Below are 16095 nucleotides of genomic sequence, written 5' to 3'. Positions count from 1 at the left end.
GTCAGATGACATTCGTTTTCAGGTACGGTGGCGGGGACCCAGCCCCGACCCGACCCGTGGAGCCCTCCGATGGACCGTCCGGATGCCTATGTGATCAGGCACGCCCTGCCCGAGGACGTGCCCGGCGCCCGCCGGCTGATCCTGGACACCTTCTACCGCGAGTTCGGCTACGGCTACGTCCCCGACTGGCACGCCGACGTGGTCGACCTCCAGGCGCACTACCTCGACCACCCCCGGCACGCCCTGCTGGTCGCCACCCGGGACGGCGAGGTGGTCGCCACCACCGCACTGCACTCCCGCGGGCCGGTCCACCCGCCGCACCCGCGCGAGCTGGCCGAGCGCTACCCCGACGGCAGCACCGCCCAGCTGGTCCGGGTCTACGTCCGGACCGAGCACCGCCGGCACGGACTGGCCCGGGAACTGGTGCGCCGGGCATGCGAGTTCGCCGTGGACGAGGGCGGCTACCGGCACCTCTACCTGCACACCAACGCCGCCGTCCCGGGCGCCGAGGCGTTCTGGCGCAGCCTCGCCGAGGAGGTCCACGACGCCCGCCCGAGCGGCGAGCACGGCCCCGGGGTGGCCACCGTCCACTTCGAGATCCCGCTGCGCCGGCCGGCGCGGGTCTGACGCCGCGCTTCCACCCTGCGGGTGGATGCGACGCAGGTCACACCCAGCGGGGAATTTCCGGGGACCGAATCCCCGTTTGCTCCTTCGTAGGCCTAAACGGGGAAAGTTTCCCCGCTATGCTGGGAGGAGCGAGAAGTGAGCAGCACCGTCACCGCGGCGACCCGCACCACGGAGCCCGTCCGCACGCCGAAGCTGCGCGCGGACGCGACTCGCAACCGTGAGCGGATCCTGCTGGCGGCGCGGGACGCCCTCGTCGAGCACGGCGCGGACGCGCCGCTGGACGAGATCGCCAAGCGGGCCGGCGTGGGCAACGCCACGCTGTACCGGAACTTTCCGGACCGCTCGGCGCTGATCCGCGAGGTGGCGCTGCTCATCAAGGGCCGTATCCTGGCCATCGCCGAATCGGCGACGGCGGAGGCTTCCGGCCCGTTCGACGCCCTCCAGCGGTTCGCGCACGCCACGGTCGAGGAGAAGATGGGCGCCCTTTGCCCGATCCTCACCAACCGGGTCGACCCCTTCGATCCGGACCTGACGGACGCGCGCGAGCGACTGGTGACCGCCGTCGACGACCTCATGGCACGCGCCAAGGAGGCCGGCGAACTGCGGCCGGACGTCGACCCCGGTGACCTGTTCATCGCGATGAGCCAGCTCACCCGCCCCCTGCCGGGCACCTCCTGCCAGTTCCTGGACGGCTTCGTCCACCGGCACCTGCAGCTGTTCCTGGACGGCCTGCGGGCGCCCGCCCGCTCGACCCTGCCCGGCCGGGCCGCGACCTTCGAGGACTTCCACCCCGAGCACTGACCCGCAGCGCCGAGCGCTGACCGACGGCCCGCCGGTCCACTGCCGCACCGGCGGCCGGGGCCGACCGTGCCCGCCCGCACGCCCGACTTTCCCCTGATCCGTACGCACCGCACCCCGAAGTGAGTACTCCCATGCCAAAAACCGACGCCCTGCCGGCCACCCAGCCCGATCCGCGGCGCTGGAAGGCCCTGATATTCATCGGCCTCGCCCAGCTGATGGTCGTCCTCGACGCCACCATCGTGAACATCGCCCTGCCCTCGGCCCAGAAGGACCTCGGCATCACCGACGGCAACCGCCAGTGGGTGATCACCGCCTACGCGCTGGCCTTCGGTGGCCTGCTGCTGTTCGGCGGCCGGATCGCCGACCTGTGGGGCCGCAAGCGGACCTTCGTGGTCGGCCTGACCGGCTTCGCCCTCGCCTCCGCGCTGGGCGGCGCCGCCGCCAACACCGCCATGCTGCTCGGCGCCCGCGCCCTGCAGGGCGTGTTCGGGGCCCTGCTCGCGCCGGCCGCGCTCTCGCTGCTGGCCGTGATGTTCACCGAGGCCAAGGAGCGCGCCAAGGCGTTCGGCATCTACGGCGCCATCGCCGGCGGTGGCGGCGCGATCGGCCTGATCCTCGGCGGCCTGCTGACCGAGTACATGAACTGGCGCTGGACCTTCTTCGTCAACATCCCGTTCGCCGTGGTCGCCGCCGTCGGCGCCGTCATGGTGATCCGCGAGCCCGCCCAGGGCCGCAACCGCAACCGCCTGGACATCCCCGGCGTGCTGCTGGTCACCACCGGCCTGGTCGCCCTGGTCTACGCCTTCACCCGCGCCGAGTCGGACGGCTGGAGCTCCGGCATCACGCTGGGCCTGTTCGCCGCCGCCGCCGTGCTGCTGGCCGCGTTCGCCGTGGTCGAGATGAAGGTCAAGGCGCCGCTGCTGCCGCTGCGGGTCATCCTGGACCGCAACCGCGGCGGGGTCTACCTGTCGCTCGGCCTGGCCGTGATCGGCATGTTCGGCCTCTTCCTCTTCCTGACCTACTACCTGCAGATCGTGCTCGGCTACAGCCCGGTGCTCACCGGCGTCGCCTTCCTGCCGATGGTGGCGGGCATGATCACCGGCTCGACCCAGATCGGCGCCCGGCTGATGACCCGCGTGCCGGCCCGCTACCTGATGGCGCCCGGCTTCCTGGTCGCCTCGGTCGGCATGCTGATCCTGACCCAGATCGGCCTGGACACCTCCTACCCGGCGCTGATCCTGCCCGGTCTGATCCTGATGGGCCTCGGCATGGGCACCGCGTTCATGCCCGCGATGAGCCTGGCCACGCACGGTGTCGAGCCCCGCGACGCGGGTGTCGCCTCCGCCATGGTCAACACCTCGCAGCAGGTCGGCGGCGCCATCGGCACCGCACTGCTGAACACCATCGCGGCCAGCGCCACGGCGACCTGGCTGGCCTCCCACGCCACCGCCGTGACCAGCCCGGCCGCGGCCCAGGCGGCGCAGTTCCAGGGCATGGTGCACGGCTTCTCGACCGCGATCTGGTGGTCCTTCGGCATCCTGGTCGCCGCCGCGGCGATCGCCTTCACCCTGATCAACGCCGGTCGCCCCGACCAGGCGGCGACGGGTTCGGGTGCGGTGGAGAGCAACGAGGTGCCGGTGCTGGTGCACTGACCCTCCGGGGTACACACAAAGGGTGCGTAGCGGCCCGTCCGGTGTTTCGACACCGGGCGGGCCGCTCGCCGTTTCCGGGGCGCTCGCCGCTTCCGGGGCGCTCGCCGTTTCCGGGGCGTCGCTTCCGGGCGGCCGTTTCCGGGGCGTCGCTTCCGCGCCCCTCGCCTATTCCGGGTCGCCGTGGAGACGACAGCGGCACCCCGGGTAGAAACGGGGAGCTGGCCCCGTTTACTCTGGTCCCAGCTCGAAGCGGGGAACGATCCCCGCTTCATGGACCGAGGTGCGTGGAAATGACCCGGAATCAGAACCCCGGACGCGGCCGGCGGGCCGCCGACTGGGCGGACGGCCGGCTGGGGGTCTACACCCTGGCCAGGGCGAACGTGCGCAAGATCTTCCCGGACCACTGGTCCTTCATGCTGGGCGAGATCTGCCTCTACACCTTCGTCATCATCATCCTGACCGGCGTCTGGCTCACGCTGTTCTTCAAGCCCGGCATGGGCGAGGTGATCTACGACGGCTCGTACGTCCCGCTCAAGGGCGTGCCGATGTCGGAGGCCTACGCCTCGACGATGGACATCAGCTTCGAGGTCCGCGGCGGGCTGCTGATCCGGCAGATCCACCACTGGGCGGCCGTGGTGTTCGTCGCGGCGATGTTCGTGCACATGATGCGGGTGTTCTTCACCGGGGCGTTCCGCAAGCCCCGCGAGATCAACTGGCTGTTCGGCTTCCTGCTGCTCTTCCTCGGCCTGCTGGACGGCTTCTTCGGCTACTCACTGCCCGACGACCTGCTCTCGGGCACCGGCATCCGCTTCGTCGAGGGCGTGGTCCTGGCCCTCCCGCTGGTGGGCAGCTACGTCCAGATGTTCCTGTTCGGCGGCGAGTTCCCCGGCCACGACATCGTGCCGCGGTTCTTCACCGTCCACGTGCTGCTGATCCCCGGCATCATGCTCGGCCTGCTGGTCGCGCACCTGATCCTGGTCTTCTACCACAAGCACACCCAGTGGGCGGGCCCCGGCCGGACCGAGCAGAACGTCGTCGGCATGCCGCTGATGCCCGTCTACCTGGCCAAGGCCGGCGGGTTCTTCTTCCTGGTCTTCGGGATCATCGCGCTGATGGCGGCCGTCGCCTCGATCAACCCGATCTGGGCCTACGGCCCGTACCGCCCCGACCAGGTGTCCACCGACGCGCAGCCGGACTGGTACATGGGCTTCGCCGAGGGGCTGATCCGGGTGATGCCCGGCTGGGAGGTCGGCCTGTGGGGGCACACCCTCAACCTGGGCGTGCTGATCCCGTTCACGCTCTTCCCGGTGATCCTCGGCGCGATCGCGGTCTACCCCTTCGTCGAGTCCTGGCTGACCGAGGACGCGCGCGAGCACCACCTCCTGGACCGCCCGCGCAACGCCCCCGTGCGCACCGCACTCGGCGCGGCCTGGATCGCGCTCTACCTGGTGATGCTGATCGGCGGCGGCAACGACCTGGTGGCCACCCGTCTGCACCTGTCGCTGAACTCGATCACCTACGCCGTCCGGGTGGGGTTCTTCGTGGTGCCGGTGGTGGTCTTCGTGATCACCAAGCGGTGGTGCCTGGGCCTCCAGCGGCGCGACCGGGACAAGGTGCTGCACGGCCGGGAGACGGGCCTCATCAGGCGGCTGCCGCACGGCGAGTTCACCGAGGCGCACGCCCCGCTCGCGCCGGCGGAACTGCACCGGCTGACCGCCCACGAGCAGCCCCGCCCCCTCGAACTACCGGCCCCGGTGGACGAGAATGGGGTGGCCCACCCGGTCGGCGCGCTCACCCGCGTCCGCGCGAGGCTCTCCCGCGGACTGCACGGCGAGGGCGCCAGGATCCCCCGGCCGACCGCCGAGGAGTACCACGAGATCACCGGCGGCCACGGTCACTGAGCCGCCCGCTCCGGCGCCGCGGCGACGGACCGCGCCCGCGGCGACGGACCGCGCCCGGCCCCTGGACAGGGAGAACATCGTGCACGACCGTACCGACCGGCTGGCCGACACCAGATACCTCCTGCTCACCACCTTCGACGAGGACGGCAGCCGGCTGCGCTCGGCGATCTGGGTGGTGGCGGACGGCACGGCGCTCGGCATCTGGACCCCCGCCCACTCCGGCGAGGCCGAGCGGATCCGCCGCCACCCCCGGGTGCTGGTCGGCCCCTGCGACGCCCACGGGCGCCCGACCGGGCGCCAGCTGCCCGCGCGGGCGACGGTCTGCGACCCGGACGACACCGCGCGCTACCGCACCTCGCTGATCAACAAGTACGGGATGACCGCCCTGATCGCACTGGCCCGCAGCCGGTTCCGGCTCGGCCTGTCCGGGACGGTCGGCATCCGGATCACGCTCAGCCGGGTGGAGCAGCGGCTGGTCGGGCCGGAGTGGCAGCTGCCGACGTCGTACTGCCCGAACTGAGAGGCCGCGAGGCGGGCGCGGCGGTGCCGGGACCGGTCACAGGACCGGTCCCGGCACCGCCGTCGTCCGTGGGTTCGCCTACTCCCCTGGGTTCGCCTGCGCCCGTGGGTTCGCCTACGCCTGCCGGGTCGCCTTCGTCCTCGGGCCGGACGGGCCCGGCTCAGCCCACGTCGTCCGGAGCCGTGGCGAGGTCGCCCGGCTCGCAGGCCTCCCGGCCGGTCCCGGCGTGCACGACACGCACGGCCCGGTCGGGACCACCTGGGACGACCTGCTGCTCCCGCCCGCAGCGCGGACAGATCAGCGGGATGCGGGCCCTTCTGGGCTCCTCGGCCCCGGAGCCGGCACCGACCTGCGGCGCCGTCACGACAGCGGGTGGGACGGGACGGGACTGGCGTCCTGGATCTCGCCGTGGGCCTTGGTGAGAAGCTGCGAGGCGAGATCGTTGAGCGCCCGGGCGGCGGCGACCTCCTCGCCGACCCGCAGCTGCTCCGGGTCCGACGGGTGGCGGCTGGTGTAGCCGTGGGCGCGGATTTCGGTTCCGTCACCGAGTCTCAGCAGGGCGGCGGCGGCCGTCCGCGCCCCCTCCTCACGGAACTCCATCTCGATGTGCCAACCAACGAGTGTCTGCATGGCGGATCACCTCCAGAGATTCCTTCTCCAGAGTGCGCCGCCTGCGGCGCGAGCACCAGGGGAGGCGGCTCCGGCTCGACTTGAACACGTTCAAGTGCGCCGCGTACAGTCACTGGCACAAGGCTTTGAACGTGTTCAAGGAAGGGGTGCGGCCACCATGGGCAGAGGCACCGCGGAGCTGGTCGACCTGCTGGTCCTGCTCGGCATGGGCGCCGTGATCCCGCTCGGCCTGACCCTGATCGACGAGCCCGGGCTGGCCCGCGTCCGCCGGCTCTGGCCCCTGGCCGCCGTCCCCGGCGCACTGTCGCTCTGGCTGCCGCGCGGCGGCCTCGCCACCGGCTGCGCCGCACTCTACGCGCTCGGCACCCTCGCCCTGGCCGCCCACGCACCGGCCCGGCTCGCCCGCACCCGCTCGCTCGCGCCGCGCGAGATCGCCGTGCTCACCGCCCTCGCCACCCCCTCGGTGGCCGGGCTCGCGCTGGTCGCCGAGCGCTCGGGCCACGAACTCCTCGGCTTCGACCTCGACATCCTGGCGCTGACCGTGCCGCACTTCCACTACGCCGGGTTCACCGCCGCCCTGGTCGCCGGGCTGGTCTGCCGGGCCGCGCCGGAGAGCGCCGCCGCCCGCTGGGCCGCGCTCAGCGTGCCGCTCGGCACCCTGCTCGTCCTGGCCGGCTACTTCGTCGACGACTGGGCCGAACTCGCCGGAGCCGTCGTGCTCACCACCGGGATGTGGCTGGTCGGCCTGCTCACCTGGCGGGACCTGCGCACCCGCACCGCCGACCGGCCCGCCGCCGTCCTGCTCGGGACCGCCTCCGCCGTCCTCGCCGCGACCATGCTGCTCGCGCTCTGGTGGGCGCTGGGCGAGGCCTCCGGCGTCCCGCACCCCACCCTCACCTGGATGGCCGCCACCCACGGCGTCGGCAACGCCCTCGGCTTCGCGCTCTGCTCACTGCTCGCCTGGCGCCGCCTCGCCCGACCCCAGGCGCCGACCGCGCGCCTCCCCCACCCGAAGGAAGCCCTGCGATGAACCGCCCCCGGGCCACCGACCTCAACTACCCCGAGACCGGCGCCAGCACCACCCCCGACCGCCCGCTGCCCGGCGGCTACCACCACCTCCGCCACCGCGCCCTGATCGGCCACGGCCGCGCCGCCCTGGAAGCCGCCGGAGCCGCCGTGCTCGACTGGCGGATGCACCGCGCCGCCGGCGTCCGCATCGCCGCCGAAGCCACCCGGGCCACCCCCGGCACCGCCGTCACCTGCGCGATCGGCCTCGGACCGGTGCGCGCCGCCGCCCCCTGCCGGGTGATCTGGAGCGCGGACGGCCCCGACCGCTTCGGCTTCGCGTACGGCACCCGGCGCGGGCACCTCGCGGTCGGCGAGGAGACCTTCCTGGTCGAGATGGGCCCCGACAAGGCCGTCCGGTTCACCGTGAACGCCTTCAGCCGCCCCGACCGCTGGTTCGCCCACCTCGCCGGCCCGCTGCTCCCGCTGGGCCAGCGGCTCTTCGCACGCCGCTGCGCCCGTGCCCTGACCCGGATCGCCGCAGCGGCGGAACAGCGGGCGTCGGCGGGGCGGTAGCCGGGGGCGCGGGCGCGGGTTCGGCGCACGGTCGGCGTTCCGGATCCGCCCGGGTATCCGCAGCCGGCGGGCTCAGGCGAGGCGGTAACCGCAGGTGCCGGCCGCGACGCATGACCGGACCGGAGCGGCAGCGCCCGCCGGGAGCGGCGGACACCGGCCGGCGTTCCGGATCGGCCCGGGGCAGCCGAAGCCCCGGGGGCACGACTCCCGACAATGGGGCGCCGTCCCGAGCGGCAGTGCCCGCCGGGAGCGGCGGACACCGGCCGGCGTTCGGGATCGGCCCGGGGCAGCCGAAGCCCCGGGGGCACGACTCCCGACAACGGGGCGCCGTCCCGAGCGGGGTCCGTCAGACTCGCCCGGTGATCGAGATGCAGCCCGTCCTGGAGACGCCCGGCCGCGACGGCTTCGACCTCTGGCCCGTCGGCCCGTACGAGCCGTGCGGCTTCCTCCCACTGGGCGCCGCGATGAGCCCGGCCGACGTCGGTACGGCGGTGATGCAGATCGCCGACCACAACGAGGCCGAGCCCGGCCCCGGCGAGGAACCGGCCGGATCCGGCGACCCGGCCGGCCGGTTCCTGCACGGCCTGCTGACCTCGGAGTACCCGGCCGCCCCCGGCGCTTCCGGGTCTTCGCCCCGGCCACCGGCACCGTCCTTCGTCCGGGCTGCTGCAACGGGCTGGAGGAGTGGCGGGACTGGTACGAAGTCCTGGACGGCGACGGGTTCGCCCTCTTCGGCCACGGCCCCACTCCGCAGGCCCGGCGCGAGGGCACGCTCGTGCGGCTGACCCCGGACGGCGCCGTCCGGGACGGTCCCGTCATCGAGCTGCCGCTCGACGGACTGCGCCGCCTCGTCACCGGAGCGGCGGACGAGCTCGCCGCCTTCCTGCGGCTGGCCGACGCCTGGGCCGCGGACCACCATCCCGACCCGCCGCTGGCGGCCGCCCTCGCCCGCGCGGTGGGCCTGGGCGCGGACACCGAGGAGGCTTAGCACCGGCCCCCCGACCCCGCCGCCCGCCCGACCGCCGGGCGGACCGACGAGGTCCGTACGGCAGACGGCGGCCGCCCCCGCCCGCCCGGGGGGCCTGGGCGCGGGCACCGGGGAGGCCGCGCCCGGGTCAGGCCGGGTGTACCGGGACGGTGACCAGGACGGTGGCGCCGTCCAGGGTGCGGACCTCGAAGTGGTCGATGTCGGTGGGCTGGAGGCCCGTGCCGCCGGTGGTCCGCAGGGCGGCCGGGGCCGCGCCGGTGGTGCCGTAGCCGGCCGCGGGGACGCTCCAGCTGGTCACCGTCCAGCGCTCCCCGGTGTGCGAGACGGCGACCAGGTCGCAGCTCAACGGGCCCTGGACGTTGGAGAGTTCGAGGCTCACCTGACTGCCCCACCCCTTGCCGTCGACGCCGACGACGGCGTGCGCGCCGGTGGTCGGGTCGGTGGCGGTGAACTGCTGGGCCGCGACGGCGACCACGCCGGGCGTGGAGTCCGCGGTGACCACGACGGCGGTGACGGCCGGACCGGCGACCACCAGGACCGCGGCCGCGGCGACCAGGACCAGCCGCCGCACCCTCCCCCGGCGTCGGCCTGCCGAGACCTCGGCGACCAGCCGGTCCAGCAGTCGCCCGTCCGGCCGGGGCGCCGGCCCTGCCGGATCGATCCCGGCGGCCTCGGCGGAGGCCGCGTACTCGGCCAGCAGCGGCTCCACGAAGCCGAGTTCGGCCACCTCCCGGGTGCACTGCGGGCAGCCGGCCAGGTGCGCCGCGAACGCGTCGCGCTCGGCCGGTTCGAGCAGGCCGAGGAGGTAGGCGCCGACGTCCAGGTGCTCGCCGCCGGCGGTGTGGCCCTGCTCGGAGCCGGTCGGTCCGGGCTCGGACGATGTCACGATGTCACTCCCCGTTCCTCCAGCGCGAGCTTCAGCGAGCGCAGCGCGTAGAACACCCGCGACCGTACGGTACCGGCCGGGATGCCGAGTTCGGCGGCCGCCTCGTTCACCGAGCGGCCCTTGAAGTAGGTCTCGACGACGACCTGCCGGTGCGCCTCCGAGAGGTCCCCGAGCGCCTCCGAGATGGTCATCAGCCGCAGTGCGCGGTCCAGTTCGTCCTCCGCGGGCAGCAGCTCCAGCGGTGCCGGGTCGACCTCGCGCGGGCGGGCCAGGCTGCTGCGGTGGCCGTCGATGACGATCCGCCGGGCGACCGTGACCAGCCAGGGCCGAAGCGAGCCGCCGCCCGGGTCGAGCCGGTCGATGTTGCGCCAGGCCCGGACCAGCGTCTCCTGCACCACGTCCTCGGCCCGCTGGCGGTCCCCCGCGACCAGGTGGAGGACGAAGCCGAAGAGCGGCCCCGCGTGCTCGTGGTACAGGGCTCGCATCAGTTCTTCGTCCGGGGCGGCGGCGCCGCGTGCGGGCGCACCGCCACCGCGGTGCTCGTCGGTCACGACGCCATTTTCGCGCACCCGTACCTCCGGGTCGAGGGTTCCACGTCCGGTCCGGACCGTCGTCGGGGCGGGTCAGTAGCCACCGCCGGGGGCGGCCGGCGTGCTCGGGGCGGAACTCGCGACGCCCGCCTTGCCACCCGCCGGGGTCAGCGCCCACCAGGTGCCGCCGACGCCCTGGCCCTTGGTGTCACCGGGCTGCTTGTCGGGCGCGTAGCGGTAGGCCGGCCAGCCGTTCAGGGTGATCTGCTTGCTGCCGTCGGCCCGGGTGACGGTGCCGACCAGCTTGCTGTCGATGCCCTTGACGGTGACCGAGCCGTCGGCCGGCGCGGGTGGCCAGATCGAGGCGCAGTTGCCGTTGCAGTTGGACATCGGGGGCTGCGCGGTGTCCTGGTCGAAGCGGTAGAGGGTGAAGCCGGCGCTGTCGGTCACGATGGTGCCGAGCCTGGGGTCGGTGGCCGTCTTCAGGGTGGCGTCGGCGGGGGCGGCGGGGCTGCTCGGCGTCGCGGGCGCGGTCGGGGCGGCGCCGGAGCCGGCGGGCGTGGCGGACCCGCCGCTGCCGGAGCCGGACGACCCGCACCCGGCCACCAGGGCGCCCACGGCGATCCCGGACGCGGCGAGCACGGCGATCCGACTGGTACGGGTGGTGCGACTGTTGCTGCGCATGGGTGCTTCTCCCCCGGCTGGACGCGCACGGCCGCTCGGACACGGGCCGCGCTGGTCGTACCGCGCTGACGCGGACACCCACCAGTACGGGCGCCGACGGCGGAGCACTCAACGCCCGGCCGGGAAATCCGCGGGAGGGGGCTCCGGAATAGTGCGCGGACGGTCGCGGTTGTGCCGGGCAGATGGCCTGGACCGCCACCCCCGGAAGGGCAGGAACCGCGAGATGAGCAACACGGTCGAGCTGACCAAGGAGAACTTCGACGACATCGTCCCTGGCCAGGACGGTAAGGACTTCGTCTTCATCGACTTCTGGGCGGCCTGGTGCGGCCCGTGCCGCCAGTTCGCCCCGGTCTACGAGAAGGCGGCCGAGCGCCACTCGGACCTGGTCTTCGCGAAGGTCGACACCGAGGCGCAGCAGGAGCTGGCCGCCGCGTTCGGCATCCAGTCGATCCCGACGCTGGCGATCATCCGCGAGGGCGTGCTGGTGTTCTCGCAGGCGGGCGCGCTGCCGGAGGCCGTGTTCGAGGATCTGATCGGTCAGGCCCGCAAGCTGGACATGGCCGAGGTGAAGCGCAAGGTCGCGGCGGAGCAGGACGGCGGCCCGGAGGCCTGAGCGCGGCCGTCGGGGCGGCCGGTCGGGCGGGCGGAGCCGCCCGGGGCCGGTCGTACGGCGGCGCGGGTGACTCCGCGACGGTAGGCCCGGGTGGCGAGTGCCCCCGGGCCCGTCGCTGTTGCGGGCCCGCCGCCCTTCCAGCCCCGTCGCCGCTGCGGGCCCGTCGCCGTTGCGGGCCCATCGCCGTTGCGGGCCGTCGTCACGCTGTCCGCCGGGACGCCCCGGTCAGGGCGTGGGCAGCCGGGCCGCGAGGCCGTCCAGGAACAGGCGCAGCGCGAGTTCGAAGCCGCGCTCGTCCAGCCCGGGTGCACCGGATCCGGGCCCGCCGCCGCGTTCGGCGGCGGCCTCCAGCGCACCGGCGAGGGCCGGGTAGCGGGGCCGGTACTCGGCCGGCGGGCGGGTGAAGCCCGCGGTGAAGGTCTCCAGCGCGGACCCGAGCACCAGGTAGTCGACCGCGGCGGCGACCTCGGCGGCGTCGGCGGGCGCCAGCCCGGCCCGGCCGAGCGCCCCGAGCAGGGCCTCGTAGCCGAGCAGTTGGAGGTCGGCCCCGACCCGGCGGCGGGCCAGCAGCGCGATGGTGTGGGGATGGCGCAGGAAGGCGGCGCGGTAGCCGCGGACGTAGGCGGTGAGGCCGGTCCGCCACTCCCGGTGATCGGTGCCGTCGAGCGGCCCCAGGTCGATCTCGGCGTTGACGAGCTCGGCCAGCCCGTCGATCAGGTCGTCCTTGCCGCTCACGTGGTTGTAGAGCGAGGCCGCCTTCACGCCCAGCCGGTCGGCCACCGCGCGCATGGTGAGACCGTCGGAGCCCTGCTCGTCGACCACGGCGAGGGCGGCCCTGGCGATGATCTCCCTGCTCAGCAACGCCCTGGTCGGTCGTCCCACGCTCGTCGTCCCTCCCTGCCGGCTGCGTCGGCCCCACGGTATTACAGCCCGGTCTCGACTCTTCCCCTGCCCCGGGTGAGGGGGTTACCGTCCCTGACTAACAAAGTTAGTTTTCTGTGGCGGGCCCGTCCGAGGGGCTCACCACGGGTGACGGCAAGGTGGACGCCCCATGACCGACAACCTCCCGAGAGCCCGCGGCGGCGTGACGCCCGGCAGCCCGGGCACCGCCCCCTCCGGCGGCAGCCCGACCGGCGACAGCGGTGCGGCCCGGTCCGACGCCGAGCGGCTCGCCGCCCTCGGCTACCGCCAGGAGCTGCGCCGCAGCCTGGGCGTGCTCGGCAACATCTCGATGGGCTTCGCCGTCGTCTCCCCGGTGGTCGGCCTCTACGCCGTCGGCCAGGTCGGCCTCGGGGTGGCCGGCGGCGCCTGGGTCTGGGCGCTGCCGGTCTGCCTGCTCGGCCAGATGCTGGTGGTGGCGGTCTACTCCGAACTCGCCTCGCAGTGGCCGCTGGCCGGCGGTGCCTACCAGTGGAGCCGGCGCCTCACCGGGCCGACCTTCGCCTGGCTGACCGGCTGGATGTGGCAGTTCGCGGTGATGTTCGCCAACACCACCGTCGCCTACCTCGCCTCGCCCTGGTTCTTCGCGCTCTTCGGAGTGACCCCGACACCCGCGCAACTGGTGCTGGTGTCGGCCGCGTTCCTGCTCGCCTGCACGCTGGTCAACGCCTACGGCGTCAACGTGCTGCGCCGGTTCGTCTCGCTGGGCATCGCCGCCGAGACGGTCGCCTCCGTGCTGGTGGGGCTCGCGCTGCTGCTGCTCTTCCGGGCGCACGGCTTCGGCCTGGTGACCGACCTCCTGGACGCCCCCGCCACCGCCGGGGTCTCCACCGGAGCGGCCTTCCTGGCCGTGATCGCGGTCGGCGGATGGGCGTTCATCGGCTTCGACGCGTGCGTCTCCACCGCCGAGGAGACCAAGGACGCGAGCCGGCAGGTCCCGCGGGCGATGTGGTGGGCGCTGATGAGCGTCGGCGTCGTGGTGATCCTGAACGCCGTCGCCGTGGAACTCGCCCACCCCGACCCGGCCGCCGTGGTGCGCGGGGAGGACCTCGACCCGGTCACCACCGCCGTCACCTCGGCCTTCGGCGACTGGTCCGCCAAGCCGTTCGTGGTCGTCGTGCTGATCTCGTTCACCGCCTGCCTGCTGGCCTCGCAGGGCGGCGCCGCCCGCGGCCTCTACTCGCTGGCCCGGGACGGCGTCTTCCCCTTCGCCGACCAGGTCCGCAGGGTCAACCGGCACCGGGCGCCGATCGGCGGGCTGGTCGCGGCGACCGTGGTCAGCTCCGCCGCGCTGCCGCTGGGGCTGGAGTCCACCGCGATGGGCAGCCTGATCACCTTCGGCACGGCCGCGACCTTCCTGCCGTTCTTCCTGCTCAGCGTGGCCGCGCTGGTGGCCAGGCTGCGCGGCGTGTGGCGGCCGTCCGGCCAGGTCTCGTACGGGCGCGCCGGCACGGTGATCAACGCCCTGGCGGTGCTGTGGACCGGGCTGGAGGTGGTCAACATCTGCTGGCCGCGCAGCATCCTGGCGCCGCCCGGCGCGCCCTGGTACCAGGTGTGGGCCGCGCTCCTGGGCGTCGGCCTGGTGACCCTGGCGGGCGTCGGCTACCTGCTGGTCCGGCGGCCGCAGCGGCTGATGCGCGGCGGGGCCTCCGAGGACCGGCCGGTCACGGACGAGCTCGCGCCCGCCGTGCACTGATCCGGTGCCCGGGCCCGCTCACCCCTGCTCGGCCCACCCGGCGAGCCGGGCGGCGAGCGCCCGGACCTCCGTGCGCAGCGCGTCCGGGCGCAGGACGGTGAACGGCCGGCCCAGCCCGGCCAGCATCACCGCGAACCCGTCGAGGTTCTGGGCCCGGGCGCGCAGCAGGACGCGGCCGTCGTCCGCCGCGGTGAGCGTCCCGACCACGGGCGGGATCCGCTGCCGGGCCTCGTCGAGGGTGGTCGTGAGGAGCACCTCCACCTCGTGCGTCCACGGCACCGAGGCCAGCGACTCCACCACCCGCTGGACCGGGTCGAAGTCCTCCGGCGGCTCGAAGGGCGTCCCGCTCGGCTCCGCCGTCCCGATCCGGTCCAGCCGGAAGGTCCGCAGCTCGCCGCTGCGGTGGTCCAGCCCGGTGGTGTACCAGCGGCCCGAGTGGAAGACCAGCCCGTACGGGTCGAACTCGCGCTCGCTCGGGACGCCCAGGCGGTCGCGGTAGGCGAGCCGGACGCGGCGCCGGCGGCGGGCCGCCTCGGCGAGCGCGAACAGCGCGGCTCCGGCCGGACTCGGGCCGGCGGCGGGCGCCGAGGTCAGCCCCAGGGTCTGCTCCACCGCCTCGACCCGCTCGCGCAGCTCCGTCGGGAGCACCCGCTGGATCTTGGCCAGCGCCGACTCGGCGGCCTGCTCCCCCACCGACAGCCCCGACCGGCGACCGGCCAGCAGTCCGAGCACCACCGAGGCCGCCTCGTCCGCGGTGAGCATCAGCGGCGGCAGCCGGAATCCGGGGCGCAGCCGGTAACCGCCGTAGCGGCCGCGGTCGGCCTGCACCGGGATGCCGAGGTCGGCCAGCCTGGCGGCGTACCGGCGCACCGTGCGCTCGTCCACCTCCAGGCGGGCGGCCAGCTCCGGGCCGGTGAGGCCGGGCCTGGCCTGGAGCAGCTCCAGCAGGGCCAGGACCCGGCTGACCGGGTGGTACATCGGCTCCCCCTTCGTCGGCCGGCCGGTCCGTGCCGACCCGGCCGGGATCCGGAATCAATCCGGGCGAGATCTGTCCGGCTCCGATCCTAGAGTCGGTCCTGACGGATTCCCCCGGACAAGGAGTGGTCCCATGAGTACCTTCGTTCTCGTTCCCGGTTTCTGGCTGGGCGCCTGGGCGTGGGACGACGTCGCCCGCCCGCTGCGCGAGGCCGGGCACACCGTCCACGCGGTGACCCCGGCCGGGACGGCCGAGCGTGCCGCCGAGCCGGGGCCCGAGGTCGGCGTGGAGGCCCACATCGCCGACCTCACCGACCTGCTGACCCGCGAGGACCTGTGGGACGTCGTCCTCGTCGGCCACAGCGGCGGCAGCACCGCGGTCACCGGTGCGGCCGACCGGATGCCCGAGCGGATCCGGCGGGTGGTCTACCTCGACAGCGGTCCCGTCCCCGACGGCGCCGCGCTGGGCGACCTCTGGGAGCCCGAGCACCGGGCCCACGTGCTGGCCACCCTGGTCGACGGTCGCCACCCGTTGCCGTCCTGGGAGGAACTCGCCGCCGCCGGCAGCAGCGCGGACGGCCTGGACGACGCCGCCCGCGCCGCCGTCCGCGAGCGCGCCACCGACCAGCCGGCCGCCACCTTCACCGAGCCGCTGCGGCTGACCGGCGCCGGGGCGGACCTGCCGAAGGCGCTGATCTCCTGCTCGTTCCCGCTGGAGCAGGTCCGCGCCATGATCGCCTCGGGCCATCCGTACTTCGCGCAGCTCGGCGGCCCGGAGTGGGAGCTGCGGGAGCTGCCGACCGGGCACTGGCCGATGTTCTCCCGGCCGGCGGAGACGGCGGCCGTGCTGGCGGAACTCGCGGAGCGGGTGGGCCCGGAAGGCTCCGCGGCCCGGTGATCGTGGGGCCCGGTGGTCGTAGGGGCCGGTGATCGTAGGGCCCGGTGATCGTGGGGGCCCGGTGATCCGCCGGCCCGGGCGGGGTCGGCGCGCCGCTGTGCGCGGCGGCCCGGCCCGGTGATCCACCCTCTGCGCGCCCGGGTGCTTGCCCCTCAGCGCACTCGCCCGCGTGTT

General features: G+C 74.3%; 18 protein-coding genes. 12 read left to right on the top strand and 6 right to left on the bottom strand.

The window, feature by feature from the left end:
• The first annotated feature begins 69 nt into the window (after positions 1–69).
• The 5 genes from ACZ34W_RS26770 (at position 70) to ACZ34W_RS26750 (ending at position 5501) form a co-directional block, all read left to right on the top strand.
• Positions 70–627 (top strand): GNAT family N-acetyltransferase, encoded by a 558-nt coding sequence (locus ACZ34W_RS26770; RefSeq protein ID WP_329486988.1) that lies wholly within the window; start codon positions 70–72, stop codon positions 625–627.
• A gap of 135 nt (positions 628–762) precedes the next feature.
• Positions 763–1428 (top strand): TetR/AcrR family transcriptional regulator, encoded by a 666-nt coding sequence (locus tag ACZ34W_RS26765; RefSeq protein WP_329486989.1) that lies wholly within the window; start codon positions 763–765, stop codon positions 1426–1428.
• A 131-nt stretch (positions 1429–1559) separates the two neighbouring features.
• Positions 1560–3080, top strand: a complete 1521-nt coding sequence (locus tag ACZ34W_RS26760; protein ID WP_465607668.1) for an MFS transporter — start codon at positions 1560–1562, stop codon at positions 3078–3080.
• A gap of 290 nt (positions 3081–3370) precedes the next feature.
• Complete coding sequence (gene qcrB, locus ACZ34W_RS26755) at positions 3371–4981, top strand: cytochrome bc1 complex cytochrome b subunit (RefSeq protein WP_359839376.1); 1611 nt, start codon at positions 3371–3373, stop codon at positions 4979–4981.
• A gap of 79 nt (positions 4982–5060) precedes the next feature.
• Entirely contained in the window at positions 5061–5501 is a 441-nt protein-coding gene (locus ACZ34W_RS26750) for a PPOX class F420-dependent oxidoreductase (RefSeq protein ID WP_352296051.1), read from the top strand.
• Between the two features lie 360 nt (positions 5502–5861).
• Here ACZ34W_RS26750 and ACZ34W_RS26745 read toward each other — a convergent pair whose 3' ends face one another.
• A complete protein-coding gene (locus tag ACZ34W_RS26745; RefSeq protein ID WP_329486993.1) occupies positions 5862–6131 on the bottom strand; it encodes a DUF1876 domain-containing protein in 270 nt (89 codons plus the stop codon).
• 157 nt (positions 6132–6288) lie between these two features.
• Between ACZ34W_RS26745 and ACZ34W_RS26740 the strand changes: the two genes are divergently transcribed.
• The 4 genes from ACZ34W_RS26740 to ACZ34W_RS26725 all read left to right on the top strand — a co-directional run bounded on the left by ACZ34W_RS26740 (position 6289) and on the right by ACZ34W_RS26725 (position 8700).
• Positions 6289–7161: a YndJ family protein gene (locus ACZ34W_RS26740; RefSeq protein ID WP_329486994.1), complete on the top strand. Its 873-nt coding sequence runs from the start codon at positions 6289–6291 to the stop codon at positions 7159–7161.
• Positions 7158–7712: a DUF1990 family protein gene (locus tag ACZ34W_RS26735; RefSeq protein ID WP_359810767.1), complete on the top strand. Its 555-nt coding sequence runs from the start codon at positions 7158–7160 to the stop codon at positions 7710–7712. Before ACZ34W_RS26740 ends, ACZ34W_RS26735 begins: the two co-directional genes overlap by 4 nt.
• Before the next feature lie 359 nt (positions 7713–8071).
• On the top strand, positions 8072–8497 hold the full coding sequence (locus ACZ34W_RS26730; protein ID WP_465607664.1) for a hypothetical protein: 426 nt from the start codon (positions 8072–8074) through the stop codon (positions 8495–8497).
• Complete coding sequence (locus ACZ34W_RS26725) at positions 8488–8700, top strand: hypothetical protein (protein WP_465607663.1); 213 nt, start codon at positions 8488–8490, stop codon at positions 8698–8700. Before ACZ34W_RS26730 ends, ACZ34W_RS26725 begins: the two co-directional genes overlap by 10 nt.
• A 127-nt stretch (positions 8701–8827) precedes the next feature.
• Here ACZ34W_RS26725 and ACZ34W_RS26720 read toward each other — a convergent pair whose 3' ends face one another.
• The 3 genes from ACZ34W_RS26720 to ACZ34W_RS26710 all read right to left on the bottom strand — a co-directional run bounded on the left by ACZ34W_RS26720 (position 8828) and on the right by ACZ34W_RS26710 (position 10800).
• Entirely contained in the window at positions 8828–9586 is a 759-nt protein-coding gene (locus ACZ34W_RS26720) for an anti-sigma factor family protein (protein ID WP_465607661.1), read from the bottom strand.
• Entirely contained in the window at positions 9583–10137 is a 555-nt protein-coding gene (locus tag ACZ34W_RS26715; protein WP_329486997.1) for a sigma-70 family RNA polymerase sigma factor, read from the bottom strand. Before ACZ34W_RS26715 ends, ACZ34W_RS26720 begins: the two co-directional genes overlap by 4 nt.
• A 72-nt stretch (positions 10138–10209) precedes the next feature.
• On the bottom strand, positions 10210–10800 hold the full coding sequence (locus ACZ34W_RS26710; RefSeq protein WP_329486998.1) for a hypothetical protein: 591 nt from the start codon (positions 10798–10800) through the stop codon (positions 10210–10212).
• A 223-nt stretch (positions 10801–11023) separates the two neighbouring features.
• Here ACZ34W_RS26710 and trxA point away from each other — a divergent pair, with 223 nt between their 5' ends.
• Positions 11024–11413, top strand: a complete 390-nt coding sequence (gene trxA, locus ACZ34W_RS26705; RefSeq protein WP_329486999.1) for a thioredoxin — start codon at positions 11024–11026, stop codon at positions 11411–11413.
• A gap of 225 nt (positions 11414–11638) precedes the next feature.
• Here trxA and ACZ34W_RS26700 read toward each other — a convergent pair whose 3' ends face one another.
• On the bottom strand, positions 11639–12295 hold the full coding sequence (locus ACZ34W_RS26700; protein WP_329487000.1) for a TetR/AcrR family transcriptional regulator: 657 nt from the start codon (positions 12293–12295) through the stop codon (positions 11639–11641).
• A gap of 169 nt (positions 12296–12464) precedes the next feature.
• On the opposite strand from ACZ34W_RS26700, the gene ACZ34W_RS26695 reads away from it, so the two are divergent.
• Complete coding sequence (locus ACZ34W_RS26695) at positions 12465–14048, top strand: APC family permease (RefSeq protein WP_465607658.1); 1584 nt, start codon at positions 12465–12467, stop codon at positions 14046–14048.
• Positions 14049–14066: 18 nt separating this feature from the next.
• On the opposite strand, the gene ACZ34W_RS26690 is transcribed toward ACZ34W_RS26695, so the two are convergent.
• On the bottom strand, positions 14067–15026 hold the full coding sequence (locus ACZ34W_RS26690; RefSeq protein ID WP_465607656.1) for a helix-turn-helix transcriptional regulator: 960 nt from the start codon (positions 15024–15026) through the stop codon (positions 14067–14069).
• 130 nt (positions 15027–15156) lie between these two features.
• On the opposite strand from ACZ34W_RS26690, the gene ACZ34W_RS26685 reads away from it, so the two are divergent.
• Complete coding sequence (locus tag ACZ34W_RS26685; RefSeq protein WP_465607654.1) at positions 15157–15921, top strand: alpha/beta fold hydrolase; 765 nt, start codon at positions 15157–15159, stop codon at positions 15919–15921.
• Positions 15922–16095 lie beyond the last annotated feature (174 nt).

This window comes from Kitasatospora sp. NPDC022856, from assembly GCF_055561235.1.
Note: the sequence above shows the minus strand (reverse complement) of the source record. Positions and strands in the feature narration are given on the sequence as shown.

Excerpts from the sequence above, each read along its gene's own strand:
- ACZ34W_RS26770 (WP_329486988.1), top strand. The coding sequence starts at position 70 with ATGGACCGTCCGGATGCCTATGTGATCAGGCACGCCCTGCCCGAGGAC.
- ACZ34W_RS26760 (WP_465607668.1), top strand. The coding sequence starts at position 1,560 with ATGCCAAAAACCGACGCCCTGCCGGCCACCCAGCCCGATCCGCGGCGC.
- qcrB (WP_359839376.1), top strand. The coding sequence starts at position 3,371 with ATGACCCGGAATCAGAACCCCGGACGCGGCCGGCGGGCCGCCGACTGG.
- ACZ34W_RS26745 (WP_329486993.1), bottom strand. The coding sequence starts at position 6,131 with ATGCAGACACTCGTTGGTTGGCACATCGAGATGGAGTTCCGTGAGGAG.
- ACZ34W_RS26740 (WP_329486994.1), top strand. The coding sequence starts at position 6,289 with ATGGGCAGAGGCACCGCGGAGCTGGTCGACCTGCTGGTCCTGCTCGGC.
- ACZ34W_RS26735 (WP_359810767.1), top strand. The coding sequence starts at position 7,158 with ATGAACCGCCCCCGGGCCACCGACCTCAACTACCCCGAGACCGGCGCC.
- ACZ34W_RS26710 (WP_329486998.1), bottom strand. The coding sequence starts at position 10,800 with ATGCGCAGCAACAGTCGCACCACCCGTACCAGTCGGATCGCCGTGCTC.
- trxA (WP_329486999.1), top strand. The coding sequence starts at position 11,024 with ATGAGCAACACGGTCGAGCTGACCAAGGAGAACTTCGACGACATCGTC.
- ACZ34W_RS26695 (WP_465607658.1), top strand. The coding sequence starts at position 12,465 with ATGACCGACAACCTCCCGAGAGCCCGCGGCGGCGTGACGCCCGGCAGC.
- ACZ34W_RS26690 (WP_465607656.1), bottom strand. The coding sequence starts at position 15,026 with ATGTACCACCCGGTCAGCCGGGTCCTGGCCCTGCTGGAGCTGCTCCAG.
- ACZ34W_RS26685 (WP_465607654.1), top strand. The coding sequence starts at position 15,157 with ATGAGTACCTTCGTTCTCGTTCCCGGTTTCTGGCTGGGCGCCTGGGCG.